At 75.7% G+C, this 17,610-nt stretch carries 14 protein-coding genes and 3 pseudogenes; 7 read left to right on the plus strand and 10 right to left on the minus strand.

The genetic code is table 11. The features are described 5' to 3' along the window. The first annotated feature begins 154 nt into the window (after positions 1–154). Entirely contained in the window at positions 155–1,036 is an 882-nt protein-coding gene (locus QMQ26_RS02805) for an alpha/beta fold hydrolase (RefSeq protein WP_100834721.1), read from the plus strand. 175 nt (positions 1,037–1,211) lie between these two features. On the opposite strand, the gene QMQ26_RS02810 is transcribed toward QMQ26_RS02805, so the two are convergent. After that, positions 1,212–1,913 (minus strand): DUF899 domain-containing protein, encoded by a 702-nt coding sequence (locus QMQ26_RS02810; protein ID WP_100834722.1) that lies wholly within the window; start codon positions 1,911–1,913, stop codon positions 1,212–1,214. Positions 1,914–2,156: 243 nt separating this feature from the next. Here QMQ26_RS02810 and QMQ26_RS02815 point away from each other — a divergent pair, with 243 nt between their 5' ends. After that, the gene (locus QMQ26_RS02815) at positions 2,157–3,338 is read left to right on the plus strand and encodes an acyl-CoA dehydrogenase family protein (protein ID WP_282204643.1); all 1,182 of its coding nucleotides are present in this window, start codon (positions 2,157–2,159) and stop codon (positions 3,336–3,338) included. Positions 3,339–3,443: 105 nt separating this feature from the next. On the opposite strand, the gene QMQ26_RS02820 is transcribed toward QMQ26_RS02815, so the two are convergent. Next, positions 3,444–4,244, minus strand: coding sequence for an SDR family NAD(P)-dependent oxidoreductase (locus QMQ26_RS02820; protein WP_159072951.1), 801 nt, complete (start codon positions 4,242–4,244; stop codon positions 3,444–3,446). Between the two features lie 313 nt (positions 4,245–4,557). On the opposite strand from QMQ26_RS02820, the gene QMQ26_RS02825 reads away from it, so the two are divergent. After that, positions 4,558–5,106 carry an ArsR/SmtB family transcription factor gene (locus QMQ26_RS02825; protein WP_282204644.1) on the plus strand — a complete coding sequence of 183 codons (549 nt, stop codon included), beginning with the start codon at positions 4,558–4,560 and terminating at the stop codon, positions 5,104–5,106. Continuing rightward, positions 5,103–6,428: an MFS transporter gene (locus QMQ26_RS02830; protein ID WP_282204645.1), complete on the plus strand. Its 1,326-nt coding sequence runs from the start codon at positions 5,103–5,105 to the stop codon at positions 6,426–6,428. Before QMQ26_RS02825 ends, QMQ26_RS02830 begins: the two co-directional genes overlap by 4 nt. 27 nt (positions 6,429–6,455) lie before the next feature. On the opposite strand, the pseudogene QMQ26_RS02835 reads toward QMQ26_RS02830, so the two are convergent. Next, a pseudogene (locus QMQ26_RS02835) lies at positions 6,456–7,243 on the minus strand (phosphatase PAP2 family protein). 232 nt (positions 7,244–7,475) lie between these two features. On the opposite strand from QMQ26_RS02835, the gene QMQ26_RS02840 reads away from it, so the two are divergent. Next, entirely contained in the window at positions 7,476–8,075 is a 600-nt protein-coding gene (locus QMQ26_RS02840; protein WP_282206393.1) for a TetR/AcrR family transcriptional regulator, read from the plus strand. 100 nt (positions 8,076–8,175) lie between these two features. Here the strand turns inward: QMQ26_RS02840 and QMQ26_RS02845 are convergent, their stop codons facing one another. From QMQ26_RS02845 to QMQ26_RS02855, 3 genes are all read right to left on the minus strand, one after another. Continuing rightward, entirely contained in the window at positions 8,176–8,838 is a 663-nt protein-coding gene (locus QMQ26_RS02845; RefSeq protein WP_282204646.1) for a fasciclin domain-containing protein, read from the minus strand. Positions 8,839–8,912: 74 nt separating this feature from the next. Continuing rightward, on the minus strand, positions 8,913–10,577 hold the full coding sequence (locus QMQ26_RS02850) for a molybdopterin-dependent oxidoreductase (protein WP_282204647.1): 1,665 nt from the start codon (positions 10,575–10,577) through the stop codon (positions 8,913–8,915). Between the two features lie 88 nt (positions 10,578–10,665). Then, positions 10,666–11,283, minus strand: coding sequence for a TetR/AcrR family transcriptional regulator (locus QMQ26_RS02855; protein WP_282204648.1), 618 nt, complete (start codon positions 11,281–11,283; stop codon positions 10,666–10,668). A 70-nt stretch (positions 11,284–11,353) separates the two neighbouring features. Between QMQ26_RS02855 and QMQ26_RS02860 the strand changes: the two are divergent. After that, positions 11,354–12,246 (plus strand): annotated as a pseudogene (locus QMQ26_RS02860) (NADP-dependent oxidoreductase). Between the two features lie 51 nt (positions 12,247–12,297). On the opposite strand, the gene QMQ26_RS02865 reads toward QMQ26_RS02860, so the two are convergent. Beyond that, the gene (locus QMQ26_RS02865) at positions 12,298–12,705 is read right to left on the minus strand and encodes an SRPBCC family protein (RefSeq protein WP_282204649.1); all 408 of its coding nucleotides are present in this window, start codon (positions 12,703–12,705) and stop codon (positions 12,298–12,300) included. A 317-nt stretch (positions 12,706–13,022) separates the two neighbouring features. Here QMQ26_RS02865 and QMQ26_RS02870 point away from each other — a divergent pair, with 317 nt between their 5' ends. Further along, the gene (locus QMQ26_RS02870; protein WP_282204650.1) at positions 13,023–14,213 is read left to right on the plus strand and encodes a PfkB family carbohydrate kinase; all 1,191 of its coding nucleotides are present in this window, start codon (positions 13,023–13,025) and stop codon (positions 14,211–14,213) included. Here the strand turns inward: QMQ26_RS02870 and QMQ26_RS02875 are convergent. From QMQ26_RS02875 to QMQ26_RS02885, 3 genes and pseudogenes are all read right to left on the minus strand, one after another. Beyond that, a complete protein-coding gene (locus QMQ26_RS02875; RefSeq protein ID WP_282204651.1) occupies positions 14,150–14,683 on the minus strand; it encodes a TspO/MBR family protein in 534 nt (177 codons plus the stop codon). The two genes, QMQ26_RS02870 and QMQ26_RS02875, sit on opposite strands and share 64 nt — an antisense overlap. A 10-nt stretch (positions 14,684–14,693) precedes the next feature. Beyond that, positions 14,694–15,820: pseudogene (locus tag QMQ26_RS02880) on the minus strand (carboxylate-amine ligase). Positions 15,821–16,125: 305 nt separating this feature from the next. Further along, positions 16,126–16,710, minus strand: coding sequence for a hemerythrin domain-containing protein (locus QMQ26_RS02885; RefSeq protein ID WP_100834736.1), 585 nt, complete (start codon positions 16,708–16,710; stop codon positions 16,126–16,128). Between the last annotated feature and the right edge of the window lie 900 nt (positions 16,711–17,610).

Below are 17,610 nucleotides of genomic sequence, written 5' to 3' on the forward strand. Positions count from 1 at the left end.
CGGGGGAATTGCCGGGACCATCGGAGGGCGATCGGCGGGACGGACCGGCGGATGTCTCCGCGGGGCCGTTCCGCCGCCCGCCGGCGCCGGGCGGCCGAATGCGATGCGGCCGCCGCGCGCGTTCCCTTTCCCCCGCGAGGAACGGACCCCGACCGTGACAGTGAAGAGAACCACCGTCAACGCCATCGAATTCGCCTACCTGGAACAGGGCGACGGACCACTGGCCCTGCTCATGCACGGCTTCCCGATGTCCCCGGCCACCTACCGCCACCTGATGCCCGCGCTGGCCGCGGCGGGCTACCGCGCCGTCGCCCCGTACCTGCGCGGCTTCGCGCCCTCGACGCTGCCGCCGGACGGCTCCTTCGCGATCGCCGACCTGGTGTCCGACATCAACGGCCTGCACGAGGCGCTGGGCGGCGACGGCGACGCCGTCCTGGTGGGGCACGACTTCAGCGCCCCCGCGGTGTGGGGCGCGGCGCAGGACGGGGAGCGCTGGTCGCGGGCGGTGGTCTGCGACGTGCCGCCGCTGCCGGTGTTCGGGCCGATGGTCCTGACGCCCCGGGGCACCGACGCGCTCAGCCACTTCTGGTTCTTCCAGACGGCGGTGGCCGAGCAGGTGGTCGCCGCGGACGACCTCGGCTACCTCGACTGGATCTACCGGAAGTTCACCGCGGACGGCTTCGACGCCACCGAGGACCTCAAGCACGCCAAGGACGCCCTGCGCGCGCCGGAGAACCTGGCCGCGGCGCTCGCCCTGTACCGGACGGCCTTCCCGCCCGACCGCTTCGGCACGCCGGAGTGGGTCCAGGAGCACGCCGCCGTCTGGGGCGCCCCGCCGAGCCGGCCGGTGCTCAACCTCTTCGGCTCGGAGGACCCCAGCTTCGTGATCACCGAGGCGGTGCTGGCGGACATCGTCGCGGGCCTGCCCGCGGGCTCGCACGCCGAGGTGGTCCGGGGCGCGGGCCACCTCGGGCTGGTCGAGCGGCCCGCCGAGGTCAACCGCCTGGTGCTGCGCTTCCTGGCCGGGGAACTCTGAGCGGCGGCGCACCGCGACGGCCCGGGTGGCCGGCCCGCTGCGGGCCGGCCACCCGGGCCGTCCGGTCCCGGCGGGTCCGTGCCCGTGTCCGCCGTCCGCGGACGGGCGCGCGGGCACGCGAGTGCGCGCGAACGCCCGGGGGCGCTCGCGCGTGCTCGCGGGCGGGCGGGGCCGGTCAGGAGCTGAACTTGTCCTGGCCGTTCCACCAGTTCTCGCCGGGCCCCTTGGCGCTCTCGTCGTCGTAGCGGTCGTGGTGCCGCCACCAGTCCCAGGGGCGGGCCAGGCCCTCCTCCTGCCGGCCCAGCAGGGTCATCTCCAGGTAGTTGTAGGTGTTCAGGGTGACCTCGCTGCCGCGGTCGTACACCGAGTTGGTGTGGAAGACCTCGTCGCCCTCGCGCAGGAAGGAGCTCACGCCGGGCAGTTCGCCCTTGTCGGTGGTCACGTGGAAGTCGTGGTTGAAGTCGTTGCCGTGGGAGGAGACGAAGGGGAGGTCCCAGCCCATCCGCTGCCGGAACGCCTCGATCTTGGCGATCGGCGCCCGGGCCACCATCACGAACGAGGTGTCGCGGTTGTGCAGGTGGGCCAGGTGCCCCACCGAGTCGGCCTGCATCGAGCAGCCGGGGCAGCCCTCCTCCCAGGCCGGGTCGAACATGAAGTGACGGACGATCAGCTGCCGGCGGCCCTGGAACAGGTCGAGCAGCGTGGGCGAGGCCCCGGGCGCCTCGAAGACGTACTCCTTCTCGATCCGCACCCGGGGCAGCGCGCGCCGGGACGCCGAGACCGCGTCGCGCAGGCGGGTGAGCTCCTTCTCCTGCTCCAGCAGGTCCTTCCGGGCGGCGAGCCACTCGTCCTTGGTCACGATGGGCGACAGATCCACACTGGCCTCCAGGTACGGCACCGCCGCCGGGAATCGGCGGGCGGGAACGATGCTGGGACCAAGGTGGCACGCGCGGCACGCCTTTCCTTCTCCGCGGTTGCTCAACCGGGAAAGCCCTCCGCCGGGACCAGGCAATTCAGAAGAGGACGCGTCGGCGGGCCCGGTGGAATCGTTCTCCGGTGACCACGTGAATGGGAATTCCGGTCCGGTCACCCACTCAATCGAACCGTCCAGGAGGAAATGATGTCGTCCACTGGAATACCGACCCGGGAAGAAATCGTCGAACGGGTCTCCGCGCTGGTGCCGGCCCTCCGGGAGCAGGCGGCCTGGTCGGAGGAGAACCGCCGGCTGAGCGAGGAGACCGTCTCGGCGCTCACCGAGGCCGGCGTCTTCCGGCTCCGGACGCCGGTGCGCTACGGCGGCTACGAGTGCGACACCAGCACGCTGGTGGAGGTCGCCATGGAGCTGGGCCGGGCCGACGGCGCCATCGCCTGGACCTCCTCGGTGTTCTGGATACCGACCTGGATCGCCGGCCTGTTCCCGGACGCCGCCCAGGACGAGGTCTTCACCTCCGCGGCCCCCCGGGTCTGCGGCACCAACAGCCCCACCGGCACGGCCGTGCCGACCGAGGGCGGCATCGTGCTCAACGGCTCCTGGAAGTTCGTCAGCGGGGCCTGGCACGCGGGCTGGCAGGAGATCGCCGCGATCCTGCTCCGTCCGGACGCCGAGCCCGAGCCCGTCATGGGGCTGGTCCCGATGGCGGACCTGAAGATCGTCGACGACTGGCACACCAGCGCGCTGCGCGGCACCGGCAGCGTCACCACGGTGGCGGAGGAGCTGTTCGTCCCGGAGCACCGGATCATCCCGATGGGGGCCGCGATGCGCCCGCAGGGGCTGTCCCGGGCCAACGCCGACTCCCCGGTCTGGCGGACCCCGGCCTCCCTGGTCGCGGCGGCCTCCGGCGTCGGCGTGGCGGTCGGTCTGGCCAAGGCGGCCCGGGAGGTGTTCTTCGAGCGGCTGCCCGGCCGGAAGATCACCTACACCGACTACACCGTGCAGGCCGAGGCCCCGATCACCCACCTGCGGGTCGCCGAGGCGGTCAACAGCATCGACCAGGCGGAGTTCCACGCCCGGCGCGGCGCGGCCACCGTGGACGCCAAGGCGGCCAGTGGCGAGGAGTGGAAGCTGGAGGAGCGGGCCCAGGTCCGCAACGACCAGGGCGAGGCGACCCGGCTCGCCAAGCACGCCGTCGACCTGCTGGTGAGCATCAGCGGCGGCAGCTCGATCCACCTCGACGTCCCGCTCCAGCGGATCGCCCGGGACATCCAGGCCGTCGCCCTGCACGCCCTGATCAACCCGGACACCAACACCGAGCTCTACGGCCGGGCCCTGTGCGGCCTGGAGCCCAACACGCTGTACATCTGAGGACGTCCGGGCGGCCGGATCACGGACGGCGGGCCCGTCGCTCCCCCACCGGGGGCGGCGGACCCGCCGTGCGCGGTCCGGCCGCCGTGCGCGGTCCGGCCGCCGTCAGCGGCCGACCATGCCGCCGGTCAGGTCGACCGTGGTGCCCGTGGAGACGGGGGCCAGGTCCGAGGCCAGGAACGCCGCCATGTTCCCGACGTCCGCCAGCGCGGGCCAGCGGCCCAGCAGGTTGCGGGCGGCGGAGCGCTCCTGCCAGCCCGCCTGCCGGGCGGGCAGTTCGGGCAGGCCGGTCGCCATCGTGCTCTCCATGCTGCGGGCCGCCTCCGGTGATCCGGCGGAGTGCAGGCAGAGCACCCGTACGCCCTGCGGCCCGAGTTCGGCCGCGAGGGTGCGGGCGAAGCCCTCGACCGCCGCCCAGGCCGGGCCGAACCCGGCGGTGTAGGGGTAGGGGACGCGCGCGGGCGCGGCGGTCATCATCATGATCGCGCCCCGCCCGCGCGGCACCATCCGGGCCGCCGCCGCGTTGGCGGTGACGAACTGGGCCTTGGTGAAGTCGATGATCGGCAGCGCGAAGTCCTCGAAGGACAGCTCGCCGAGGGCCGCGCCCTGGGCGCCGCCGGGCCGCCGGGTGGAGGTCGCGCAGAACGAGACGTCGAGGCCACCGGTCCGCTCGACCACGGAGTCCAGGAAGCCCTCGACCGCGTCCCGGTCGAGCGCGTCGACCTGCGCGGTGACCAGTGAGCCGCCCTCGGACTCCACGTCGTGGGCCAGTTGCTTGAGCCCGGCCTCGCCCCGGCCCGCGACGAACACCCGGGCCCCTTCGCGGGCGAAGGCCCGGGCCACCGCGCCGCCGACCGCCCCGGCGCCGTAGACGACCGCCGTCCGGTCCGTCAGCAGACTCTCCATCAGGTCTCCCCTTCCCCTGCGGCGGGACCGGACAGCACCGACCCGCGAAACTCCGGCACCGCCCGGCGGACGGGCGCACCCGGCCCACGGTAGGCACCCCCCGGACGGCCCGCGCGCCGAGCGGCCCCGCCCCCCCGGACATCACCGCAGGTCGGAAGGGTTCCCTTCCCCCCGCCCGGAGGGGTGGGCACCGGCCCGCCGGGCTGACGCACGCGCGTTCGCCCCGGTCGGCGTCCGCAGGCCGGGCGACGGATCGCGGAAGTTCGGGCGAAACCCCTTGCGCAATGGTCAAGAAACGTTGACCATTACTTCCGTGCCCACCGACGAAGATCTTCCCGAGACGTTCCACGTCACGACGGACGAGCAACTGCGCGCCGTCTCCAACCTCACCCGCCACCGGATCATGGCCGTGCTCCGCTTCGAACCCGCCACCATCACCCAGGTCGCCGAGCGGGTCGGCCTCGCCAAGGGGAGCTCCAGCTACCACGTGCGGCTGCTCGAACGGGCCGGCCTGGTGAAGGTGGTGCGGACCAGGAAGGTCCGGGGGGTCACCGAGCGGTACTACGCCATGGCCGCCCGGTCGATCGTGCTGCCCGACCCGGGCGAGGGCGGGCCGGACGTGCTGATGCGCCACGCGGTGGCCGACCTGGAGTCCGCGCCCGCGAACAGCGAGCGGTACGTGCGGATGGCGCACCTGCGGCTCACCGAGCGGCAGTTCGCCGAACTCGGCGCCCGGCTGGAGGCGTTGGCGGACGAGTACCGCGCCCTCTCCGACCCCGCGCTGCCGGACGCCTCGCTGGTCCTCGCCCTGTTCCACCCGGCGCCGCGCGCCCGGGCCGAGGCCGAGGAGGGCTCCGCATGACCACCGGCGCAAGGAGGTTGCCGTCCGGCTTCGGCCGGCTGTGGACCGCCCAGACCGTCTCCTCGCTCGGCGACGGGGTGATGCACGCCGCACTGCCGCTGCTCGCCCTGACCCTGACCAGGAACCCGCTGGCGCTCGCCGTCGTCACGGCCGCCGGGACGCTGCCCTGGCTGCTGCTCGGCGTGCTCGGCGGCGCGCTGGTGGACCGCTGGGACCGCCGGCGCACCATGTGGATCGCGGACGCCGCCCGCGCGGCGCTGCTCGCGGCGGCCGCGGCGGCGGCCGCGCTCGGCCTGCTGAGCGTTCCGCTGCTCGCCGCCGTCGCCTTCCTGCTCGGCGTCGGGGGGCTGTTCTTCGACACCGCCGCCACCGCCTACCTGCCGGAGCTGCTCCGGCGCGACCCCGCACTCCTGGAGCGGGCCAACTCCCGGCTGCGCGGCGCCCAGACCGCCATGTCCGGCTTCGCCGGGCCGCCCGCGGGCAGCGCGCTGCTCGCCCTGGGACGGGCGGTGCCGCTGCTGGCCGACGCGGTGTCGTTCCTGCTCTCCGCGCTGCTCGTGCGCACCCTGCCCGCCGGGCCCCGGCCGGCGCCGGCGGCCCGCGAGTCGCTGCTCCGGCAGGCCCGGGCCGGTGCCTCGTACGTCTTCCGGGACCGGGTGCTGCTCGGGCTCGCGCTCCGCCCGGCGGTCGGGAACGTCGCCTTCCTCGCGGTGGAGACCGTCCTGGCCCTCTTCGCGCACGACCGCCTCGGCGTCGGCACCTCCGGCTTCGGCCTGCTGCTCACCGCGGAGGCCACCGGCGGTCTGCTCGGCGCGGCCGTCGCCTCCGTCCTGGGGCGGCGGCTCGGCACCGGCACCGCGCTGACCTGCACCGCCGGGCTGGAAGGTCTCGCCGTCCTGGGCCTGGCCGCCGCGCCGAACCCGTACGCGGCCGGGCTGGCCCTCGCCCTCTGCGGCGCCGGGATGGGCGCCACGATGGTGCTCGCGCCCTCCCTCCGCCAGGCGATCGTGCCGCCCCACCTGATGGGCCGGGTTGCCTCCACCTCCCGGATGCTGGCCATGTGCGCCGCGCCGCTGGGCGCCTTCCTCGGCGGCTGGCTGGCCACCTCCCACGACGTCCGCACCCCGCTGTACGCCGCCGCGTTCCTGCTGCTCACCATGACGGCCGTCACCGCCTCGATGACCAGTAACCGCCGGGTCGAAGCGGCCCTGCGCGCCGCCGCCGCGGCCGCCGGGGGCCACGGGCCGGAGCAGCCCGAACCCGCCCCGGCCGAGGGCGGGTTCGCGCCGGAGCCGACGCTCACCGCGGGTGGCGGCCGCTGAGCCGCCGGGACCGCCGGGCTGCCGGAGTCAGTGGGCGATCGGGACCAGGGCGCGGTCCTCCGGGGGTCGGGGGCGGCGGGTCCGGCAGTCGGTGGTGGGGGCGGGGGCGCGGATGAAGGTGAAGGCGAGCAGGAACATCAGGGTGGCCGCGATGGAGTCCAGCCAGTAGTGGTTGGCCGTTCCGACGATCACGGTGAGGGTGACCAGGGGGTGCAGCAGCCAGAGCCAGCGCCAGCGCGAGCGAGTGGCCGCGATCAGGCCGACGGCCACCATCAGGGCCCAGCCGAAGTGCAGGGAGGGCATCGCGGCGAACTGGTTGGAGAGGTGGTCGGCGGTGGGCGGGCCGTAGACCGCGGGCCCGTAGAGCCGGCCGGTGTCCTCCAGGCCGGTGGAGGCGAGCATCCGGGGCGGGGCCAGCGGGAAGGCGAAGGGCAGGATCAGGGCGGCCGAGGTGACGGCGGCCAGCACCCGGCGGGCCCAGACGTAGTGGGCGGGGCGGCGGAGGTAGAGCCAGACCAGGAACAGCGCGGTCGCGGGGAAGTGGACGGTCGCGTAGTAGACGTTCGCCAGGTGCACCACCGTCTCGTTGCGCAGCAGCAGGTCCTGCACGGCGCCCTCGCCGGGAGGTGGACGGTGCGCTCCAGGCCCCAGACCCGGTCGGCGTTGTGGAAGGCGGCGGCGGTGTGGCCGATGGCCAGTCGGCGGCCGAGTTTGTAGACCGTGAAGAGCCCGAGGACGAGCAGGAGTTCCCGTACCACCGGGGGCCGGGGTATGTCTCCGGCCGGGGCTCCGGCGGAGTCTGTCGCGGTGCGCAACCGCTCCCCCTTACTGGCGGGCGGCCCGGTTCCCGGGTCCCGCGTGCGAGTGCCGATACGCTGACGTATCGATACAGTCGCGTATCGATACGTTGGTGGAGTGTACATACGGCCGTCGCCGCCCCGACACCCCGGGGACGGCGGGACGACACCGCGCCCCGGACGGGGCGGGCAGGAGGTGCGGGAGGTGGAGGGCGTGCGGGAGGTGGAGGGCGTGCGGGACGAGGAGGGCGTGCGGGACGGGGAGCCGGGCTGCGGCTCGACCCGGTCGAAGATCACGTCCGAGCGGGAGCGGGAGTTCTTCGAGGCGGTGCTCGACGAGATCCGCACCGGCGGCTACGAGGCCGTCACCATGGAGGGCGTGGCCGCCCGCACCCGGTGCGGCAAGTCGACGCTCTACCGGCGCTGGCGGACCAAGGCGCGGTTCGTCGCGGCGGCCCTGCGCGCCCGGCGGGAACCGCGGTGCGCGGGCATCGACACCGGTTCGCTGGCCGGCGACCTGCGCCGGGTGGCCGCGGCCACCGGGACGTGGTCCGAGCGGGACACCGCCCTGCTCCAGGCGCTCGGCTACGCGGTGATGACCGACAGCGACCTGCGGGACGCGGTGCGGGAGACGGTGATCGCCCCCGAGGTCGCGGCGCTGGAGGAGATCCTGCGGCGCGGCGTGGCCCGCGGCGAGGTGCCGGCCGACCACCCGGCCCTCGCGTTCGTACCGGACATGATCTTCGGCGCGACCCGGATCAGGCCGCTCCTCTCCGGCCGCCCCGCCGACGCGGACTACCTGCGGCGGTACGTGGAGTCCGCCGTCCTGCCCGCGCTCGGCCTGTCCTGACCCGGAGCCGCACGGGGCGGGCGCGGGGCGGACACGGAGCACCCCGGCCCGTCCCGGCGCGTGGTCGCCGGGACGGACCGGGGTGCGGTCCGGTGGTGGGTCAGGAGGTCGGCATCAGGACGGTGTCGACGATGTAGACGGTGGCGTTGGCGGTCTGGACGTTGCCGCACAGGACCTTGGAGTTGCCGTTGACGGTGAAGTCCGGCTGGGCGCCGGCGGCGGTGAGGTCGCCGCCCTCCAGGGACTTGTGGGTGCCGGTCAGCGCGTTCGGGGCCAGCCGCTCGGGGGCGACGTGGTAGGTGAGCACCTTGGTGAGCTTGGCCTTGTCGGCGAGCAGCGCGTCCAGGTCGGCCTTCGGGATCTTGGCGAAGGCGTCGTTGGTGGGCGCGAAGACGGTGATGTTCTGCGCGGAGTTGAGGGTGTCGACCAGCCCGGCCTGCTTGACCGCCGTCACCAGCGTGGACAGCAGCGGGTTGTTGGAGGCCGCGGTGGCCACCGGGTCCATGGCCATGCCGGAGAACGACCCGGCACCGTCCTTCGGCACGGCGGCACAGGCCGCGCCGAACGGCTGGCCGGCCATCGCGGCGGCCGAGGCGGTGCTGCTGTCGGAACCGGACATCGGGGCGGACGAGGAACTCCCGGCGGTGGCCGAGGCGGACGTGGAACTCGTCTCGCCGCTGCTGCTGCACGCCCCCAGGGTGAGGGTGAGGGCACCGGTGGCGAGCAGGGCGGTCAGGGTACGGCGACGGGTGGTGAAGGACATGGCGGAACGCTCCTCGATACAGGTGAAGTGGTAGTGATGGAAAGGTTAATGACGGTTCGTCAGGTACGTGATGGTCAGGTGACGGTGACGACGGTGCTGTGCCAGCCCGTCGCCCCGGCGGGGAACGGCGCGGCGCGCTGCTCGGGCTGCACGGCGCCGGCGGCGTCGGTGGCGCGCACCTCGATCCGGTGGGTGCCGGGCGGCGCGCCGCGCCAGCGGTACGACCACTGCCGCCACAGGTCGGGCCCGGCGTCGGCGGCCAGGTCGGTCTGCTGCCACGGGCCGCCGTCGACGCGGACCTCCACGGCCGCGACGCCCCGATGGGTGGCCCAGGCGGTGCCCGCGACGTCCACGTCCCCGGCGGGGACCTTCGCGAACGGGGCCGGGACCTCGATCCGGGAGGCGGTGCGGACGGTGCCGGTGCGGTCCCAGCCGCGCCGCACCCAGTACGGGTCGAACGCGGCGAAGGTGGTGACCTCCAGCTCGACCAGCCACTTGGTGGCGGAGGCGTAGCCGTAGAAGCCGGGCACCACGCTGCGGCAGGGGAAGCCGTGCGCGACCGGCAGCGCCTCGCCGTTCATGGCGACGGCGAGCAGCGCGCGCCGCCCGTCCAGGACGGACTCCAGCGGGGTGCCGATGGTCATGCCGTCCTGCGAGCGCCCCACCAGCTGGTCGGCCCCGGCGCGGACCCCGGCCCGGCGCAGCAGCGCGGGCAGGGCGGCGCCGAGCCAGCGGGTGGTGCCCACGTAGGGGCCGCCGACCTCGTTGGAGACGCAGGACAGCGTGTGGTCGAGCTCTTCGAGCGGTTCGCGCAGCAGTTGGTCGAAGGTGATCAGCTGCGGGTGGTCGACCAGGCCGTGGATGCGCAGCGCCCAGTCGCGCGGGTCGATCCGGGGCAGGGTGAGCGCGGTGTCGACCCGGTAGAAGTCCGCGTTCGGGGTGGTGAACGGGGACAGGCCCGGGACCTCGGGGTGCAGGGCGGCGGGCGGGGGCGGCAGCCGACGGGCGGGCACCGGGAGGCGGACGGCGTCGCGGGCGGCGGTGACGTCGAACCGGCGGTCCGTCAGGACCCGTCCGCCGACCCCGGCCAGGGCGCCCGCCGCGAAGGTCGCGGCGGTGGCGGTCAGGACGGTGCGGCGACCGGTCAGCGCGGTCGCGGACACCTGGTCCTGGCCCGGGCTCGTGGTCGCCCGCTCCACCGGCTCCCGTTCCGCCGTCTCCCGTTCCGCCGCCGCCGGGGGCGGTGCGGGGGTGGTGCGCCGCCGGAGCCGGGCCAGGATCAGCACGGTGGCCGCGCCGACCAGACCGGCGGCCAGCGACGGGTCGCAGTCCGCCGCCGCCGCGCCGGGACGGGAGAGCGCGGCCCAGGCGCCGAGCCCGCCGAACGCCCCGAACACCGCGGCCCCGGCGAGCGGGCGGCGCACCGCCAGCAGGCCGGCCAGCGCGGCGAGCAGGGCCATCGTCAGGTAGATGCCGCCCAGCAGCACCGGCTTGTCGTGGGTGCCGAAGGTGCGGACCGCGTACTCCTTCAGCGGAGTGGGCGTCAGGTCGATCGCCGCCGACCCGACCGCGATCACCGGCGCGCTCCGCGCCCCCACCGCGTACGCGGCCGACTCGCCCGCACCCAGCGCCGCCACCGCAGCGGCCAGGCCGATCGCCGCCGCGCCGAGGGTGCGGGCGACGCGGCGGCGGCGCGGGTGGCCGGACGGTGCGGCGGCGGGGGTCGGGTGGTTGGTCACATCCCCCGTTCGGGGCCCCGGTGGCCCCGGATTGGTCGGACTGGCCCACTCGCCCGATCGGGTGAACCGGGCGCGCTGCCGGAACGGTTCAGCGCGAGGCCGGTTCAGCCGTTCCGACCTGCGGATTCCCGGTCGCGGGCGCGGCCTGCCAGGCGGCCTCGATCATCCGGAAAATCTCGTCCAGGGCGGCGTCCGGGTCGGCGGCCGTCCTGGCCAGGGCGTGGGCGTCGACCGCGAACCGGGCGAGGGCGCGGACGGCCGTGGTGCTGCGCGGGGGGCCGGGGTCGGCGGCGATGGCGGCGGCCAGCGACTCGGCGTGGCGCAGCCGCATCGTCTCCTCGTACTGCCGCAGCGCCGGCGAGGAGTTGATCATCCGCCAGATCGGCGCGGTGCCGTCGGCGGTGCAGTGCCGGACGAGGGCGCGGACCTCGCGGTGCAGGGCGGGGACGAGCGGTTCGCCGGGGTCGCGGTCGGCGACCGCCCGGACGAGGCGCTGCTCGAAGTCCCGGTCCTGTTCGAAGACCAGGGCCTCCTTGGCCGCGAAGTGGGAGAAGACGGTGGTCACGGCGACGTCGGCCTCGGCGGCCACGTCGCGCAGGCCGACGGCGTCGTAGCCCTTCTCCAGGAAGAGCCGCAGGGCGGTGTCGGCGATCTTCTGGCGGGTGGCGGCCTTCTTGCGTTCGCGGCGGCCGGTCGGCTCGGTCATGCCCTTACCCTAGCAGCTAGCAAATAACAACTGTTTCAAAAAGCTAACGGTTAGGGTTAGTGTCGTCCGCATGAAGAAGATGGTCTTCGCCGAGTTCGGCGGCCCCGAAGTCCTGCACCTGGTCGACGCGAGGAGCCCCACCCCGGGCCCGGCCTGCTCCGGATCGCCGTGCGCGCTGCGGGCGTGAACCCCGTCGACTGGCGGATCCGCGAGGGGCAGGCGCTCAAGGCCCACCCGCTCCGCCTGCCCTCCGGGCTGGGGCTGGACGCCGCGGGGGTGGTGGACGAGGTCGGCGAGGGCGTCACCGGGGTCGCGGTCGGCGACCGGGTCTTCGGCGAGGGCAGCAGCACCTACGCCGAGTTCGCCGTGCTCTCCGCCTGGGCCCCGGTGCCCGACGGGCTGACGTACGAGGAGGCGGCCGGCTACCCGTCCGTGGTGGAGACCGCACTGCGGGTCCTGCGCGAGGTCGGCATCCGGCCCGGGCAGCGGCTGCTGGTCAGCGGCGCGGCCGGCGGGGTCGGCTCGGCCGTGCTGCAGATCGCCCGCGACCGGGGCATCGGGGTGGTCGGCACGGCGGGCGCCGACAACCAGAACTACCTGCGCTCCCTGGGGGCCGCCGCCACGACCTACGGCGACGGCTGGGTCGAACGGGTGCGCCGGCTCGGCCCGGTCGACGCGGCCCTCGACCTGGCCGGTGCGGGCGTGGTCCGCGAACTCGTCGACCTGACCGGCGACCCGCGGAAGGTCGTCTCCATCGCCGACCTCGGCGCGCCCGAGCACGGCGTCCGGTTCTCCGACACGGCCGGCAGCGTGCCGGAGGCGCTCGCGGTGGCCGCCGACCTGATCGCCCGGGGCCGCCTCCGCATCCCCGTCGCGAAGGCGTACCCGCTGGCCGACGCGGCGGCGGCCCACGCCGACAGCCGGGCCGGCCACACCCGCGGGCGGCGGGTCCTGGTGGTCTGAGACGCTCCGGGCCCCGGGGCCGGGTCCGCACCGGGCCCCGGGGCGGGGCGGTCAGCCGCCGTCGACCCGGAGCCGGACCTGTTCCTCCAGCCGGGCCAGGCTCTCGTCCAGCTCCCGTTCGACGGTCTCCGGCGCGGGCCCGGCGCCGTCCTCGAAGAAGGAGAGGTGGATGGTGACCTCGCTCGTCCCGGTGTCCAGCCCGGCGACCTGGAGCCAGCCGGCGTACCGGCCGGCGTCGCGGGTGCCCCACTCCATCCGCAACTGGTCCTGGCGGGTGCGCAGCAGCCCGCGCTCCTCGGTGCCGCTGCGGTCCTCGTGGACGGTCACGGCGGGCGGGTCGTCGACCCGCACGTGCAGCTCGCGGGGCATCCAGGCGTCCAGCCGCGCGGGGTCGGTCGCCTCGTCGAAGACCGGCTCCGGGAGGGCCGGCATGGTGCGGGAACGTTCGTACTCGGTCATCGGCAACTCCTCGGGTGGTGTCCGGGCCGGGGCCCGGGGGTCGGTCGTCGGGATCAGTCCGGCGGTTCGTCCCGCCGTCGGCCTGGGTGGTCTCCGCGGCCTCGCGGTCCGGGTCGGAGGTCGGCTCCTCGGTCGGGTCGCGGCGCTCCTCGCCGCCGACCGGGACGATGTCGGGCACCTCGATGCCGTCCGGGGGCGGCAGGTCGGGCGTCTTGGGTGCTCGATCGGGGTCGGTCACGGCGGGTTCCTTCCGGTCCGTCACGTCCGCCGGTCCTTCCGGCTCCCCGCGCGGATGCCCCGACACGGACGGTCCACTCATGATCCGCGCCCACGGACCCGACCGCAGCCCCGGCGGCGGGGGCCCGCGGTACCGCACGCCCGGCTCTCGGCGGGCCGGGCGTTTCGCCGCCCGGCGCGCCGGGCACCCGCGACCGGCCGGACGCGGGCGGCAGCGGACCGGCGGACCGGCGGACCGGCGCATCGAGGAGGCGCGGTGGACGGGCGGGAGCGCGGGGGCGGGCGTCGTGGTGGTCGGGCAGATCGGCCGGGACCTGGTGCTGCGGACGGACGGGCTGCCGGAGGCCGGCGGGTCGGCCGACGTCGCGGAGCGGTGGGAGGGCCTGGGCGGCAAGGGCGCCAACCAGGCCGTCGGCCTGGCGCAGTCGGGCGTGCCGGTGCGGCTGGTCGGCGTGGTGGGCGAGGACCGCGCGGGCGCCCTGGTGCTGGCCCGGGCCGACCGGGACGGCATCGACACCGCCGCGGTCGCCCGGCGCGGACGGACCGCCCTGCTGGTCGACCTGGTCGACGCGCCGGGCAGCCGCCGCCTGCTGGAGGACGTCCCGCCGGAGAGCCTGGTCACCGTCGCGGACCTGGACCGCGCCCGGTCGGCCCTCGCCTCCGCCGACACCGTCTCCCTGCAACTCCAACAGCCCTCGGCCACCCTGCTAGCCGCCGCCCGTCTCGCCCGGCGGCACGGCGCCCGGGTGGTGGCGGACGGCGCGCCCGAGCCGGAGGTCCGCGCCGAACTGCTGCCCCTGCTCGACGTGTTGCGCGCCGACGCCGCCGAAGCGGAACTCCTCGCCGACCGCCCCGTCGACTCCGCCCGGGACGCCCGCGCCCTGGCCCGCCACCTGCTCACCACCGGCCCCGCCCTGGTCGCCCTCGCCCTGCCCGACGAGGGCGACCTGCTGGTGTGGCCGGACGGCGAACACCTCTTCCCGCCGGCCGACGTCCCCGTCACCGACCCGACCGGCGCGGGCGACGCCTTCGTCGCGGCCTGGTCGCCGCCCTGCGCCGCGGCGCCGACCCGGTCACCGCGGGCCGGCTGGCCACGGCCGCCGCCGCCGCGACCGTCCAACGCCTGGGCGGGCGACCGGACTTGTCCGGATTGGCCTAGCGCCCGCACCTGCCCGGCGCGCACCGAGGTGGTCGGCCGGACCGGCGGTCAGGGGTTGCGGCGGGCGAGGGAGGTGCTGAGGGCGGTGGCGAACAGGCACCAGGCGGCGTAGGGGGCGAGTGCGGCGGCGGCTGCGGGGTCGTGGCGCGCCGTCCGCCGGATCAGGTGCAGGTTGTCAGCGTCGAGCAGCAGGCTGCCCGCGACGCCCGCGGCCGGGCTGCGGAGGCCGAAGAAGAGCCAGGTCCAACCGGCGTTCAGGGCCAGGTTGGTGCCGTAGGCGGCGGCCAGGGCGGTGCGGTCGCGGCCGGTCGTGCGGTTGAGGGCGTGGCCGGCGCTCCAGGTGAAAGAGGCGTACAGCGGTGTCCAGACCACCGGGAAGGCCCAGGACGGCGGCTGCCAGGCGGGTCTGTCCAGCGAGCGGTACCACCGGCTCGCCGGGCCGGTGGCCCGCGCGCCCGTCCAGGCCGCCGCCGCGGTCGCCGCCGTGGCCGCCGCGTACGGAGAGCGCGTGCCGGGCCTTCGCCATCCGGGTCGTCCAGGTCTGTCGCATGGTCTCCGTATGTCCGGCCGGGCCCGGTCCACACGCCGGGTGCTACGGGGTCGGGTCGCCGTCCGGCTCCGGGTCCGCGCCCTCGGGGCCGCCGCTCACCAAAGCGACCAGTCCGGCCCGGCCGTTGCGGCGCAGTTCGCGGCGCTGGCGGACCGCGCCGTTGCCCTCGGTGAGGAGCCGTTCGAGCAGCGGGACGACCCGGGAGGTGTCGTCCGCCTGCCGGAGGGCGGGGGTGAGTGTCTCCAGGACCTGGTCGATGACCGTCGGCGGGGAGTCGAGGGTGCCGGTGAGGGGGTTGTGGAGCCGTTCGGTGCAGCCGTGGCGGGCGGCGTGCCAGACGGCGGCGGCCAGCGCCTCGGGGTGCGGGGCGGGGCCGGCCGGGAGCTTGTCCGGGTCGGCGAGGATGGTGGTGGCGACCGCCCGGAGCAGGCCGGTCAGCATCACGGCCTCGTCGGTGCGGAGTTGGACGTCCATCGCCCTGACCTCCACCGTCGGGTAGCGCTCGGAGAGCCGGGCCTGCCAGTAGAGCTGGCCCACGTCGCCGATCAGTCCGGTGTCGACGAGCGCGTGGATGCGCGCGTCGTAGTCGGCGGCGCCGTCGAACAGCGGGGGCACCCCGCTGACCGGCCAGCGGCTGAAGACCACGGTCCGCCAGGAGGAGAACCCGGTGTCCACGCTGTTCCACATCGGCGAGTTGGCCGCCAGCGCGACGATCAGCGGCAGCCAGCGGCGCAGGCCGTTGAGCAGGGCGACGCCCGCAGCGCGGTCGGGCACGCCCAGGTGGACGTGCATGCCGGTGATCAACTGCTCGTCGGTCAGCTGGGCTGCGTGCGCGCGCAGGGCGCGGTAGCGGGGGTGTCGCTGACCGGCACCGACAGCCGGTCGGCGAAGGGCGCGGCACCGGAGGCCGCCAGCAGGCAGCCGTGCTCGTCGGCGGCCGCCGAGAGCGCGCGGCGCAACCGTTCCAGGTGCGCGGCGACCTCGTCGAGCGTCCGGCAGACCGGGGTGGCGACCTCCAGTTGGGCCTGGAGCAGTTCGCGCTGCACCTCCGACCCGTCCAGCTCCGGTTGCAGGTCGGCCAGCTGCCGCACCTGCTCCGCCCGCGCCACCGGCACGCCGGTGGCGGCGTCCAGCAGCAGGTACTCCTCTTCCACACCCACGGTCACCATGGACAGCGGCTACCCCCGTGGGGGGCGTCCACGCACCGCTCCCGGGGCGGGAATCCGCAGCACGAGGACGGTCCGGGCGGGGGGACGGAACGGCCCCGGTCGGCACGGCGGCGCGAGGGACGATGGCGCGGTCGGGAGAGAGGCGCCGCCGCCATGACGACGGCACGGCCTTGGCGCGGCACCGGCACCGGCACCGGCACCTCCCGGGTGAACGCCCACGCGGTCTTGGTGGCGGCGCACGGCCGCGAGCGGCGGCCCCTGTCGGTCCGGGGCCGCCGCTCGCGGCGGTGGGGGGTGCGGGTCGGTCAGTCGCGGTGCTGGGTGAAGGCGTCCTTGGCCCGGTCCAGCAGGGAGGCGAAGGGGCCCACCGTCCACTGGAGGGCGGGCTTGCCGGCCGTGCCGGGGTGGGGGTGGGTCGGCGCGAGGCGTTCGGCCGCGAGCAGGCGGCGGCCCATCGTCCGGCGCTGCTCGACGTCGTACGCGGCCCGCAGCGCCGGGAACTCCTCCGTCTCCTCGTGCTGCGCGTGCGCCTCGACCGCCTGCTGGAAGTCGATCAGCCGGGCGTCGAACTCGGCGCTCGTCACGTCCAGCTTCTCCAGCTCCAGCAGGGCGCGGTTGGCCTCGGCCTCCTCCGCGTTGCGGGCCGCCGCCTCCGGCTCCCCCGCCGCGCGCTTGGCCGCGGGCCGCACCACCATCTCCTCGCCGGTCTCGTGGACGGCCAGCAGCGCCCGCAGCTCGTCGAACGCCTGCTGCCGGTGCTCGCCCCGGGCGTCCCGCACGTCCGCGAACAGCCGCCGAATCCGCTCGTGCTGCGCCAGCAGGACCTCGACGACGTCCTCCCGCGGCTGCGTCGTTCCCGCCCCGGTGCCGGTGATCGTGTCGGTGGTCATGGTCTGACTCCTCTCGTGGCCGGACTCTGTCGGCGGTCGTCTCACCCGTGGACCCCCGATCAAACGGCCGTCGATCGGGTGACGGCCGCCGCAGTGCGCCGACGGGCCCTCAGAACCGGTGCGGCGAACCGGAGTCGGGATCGGCGGCATTCTCCGCGCGGCAGGGGGAGACGGGGGGCGCGCGTGCCGAACGTGCGCCCGTCGATCCCGTCCCCGGGGAGCCCACGTGTCCGTCCACTCCCGTCTCGCCATCCTCGGCGCCGGCACCGTCCTGGGCGGTGTCCTCACCCTCGGCGCCGGGGCCGCCCCCGCCCTGGCCTGCGAAGCGGCCCCGGCCGCCGCCGCCGACGCCCCGTCCCCGGCGGCCCCCTCCGCGCCCGCCTCCGACTCGCCGGCCGCGTCGGCACCGGCGTCGGCCTCGGCCTCGGCGTCCGGCGGCGAGTCGGCCGCCACGGTGGCGCTCCTGCCGCCGCCGACCGGACGCTCGTCGCGGGCGGCGCCCCGGCCGAGTTCACCGCGGAGATCGGCAACACCGGCACCGCCGCGCTCACCGCCGCCGCCCCGCTGCCCGCGCTGCGCAACGACGCCGCCCAGGAGGCGGGCCAGGCCCTGCGGGCCGACGAGCTGCTGCTCCAGGTGGCGACCCCGGCGGGCTGGGAGCCCCTCCCGCTCTCGACCGGCTGCGACGGGGTGCTGCACGGCGACGGCGGCTCCCTGGCCACCGACATAGCGCCGGGCCGGGCCGTCCGCTACACCTTCCGGCTCTCGGTGACCGCCCGGGACGCCGCCGTGCAGCAGGTGGACGTCCGGCTCGGCCTGCGGTCCGGTGCGGCGGGCGCCGCCGGGTCCGTCCCGCACGCCAGGTTCCTGGTCACCCGCCCGGCCCCGCCCACCGCCGAG

It is taken from the genome of Kitasatospora fiedleri, from assembly GCF_948472415.1.
Taxonomy (GTDB): Bacteria; Actinomycetota; Actinomycetes; order Streptomycetales; family Streptomycetaceae; genus Kitasatospora; species Kitasatospora fiedleri.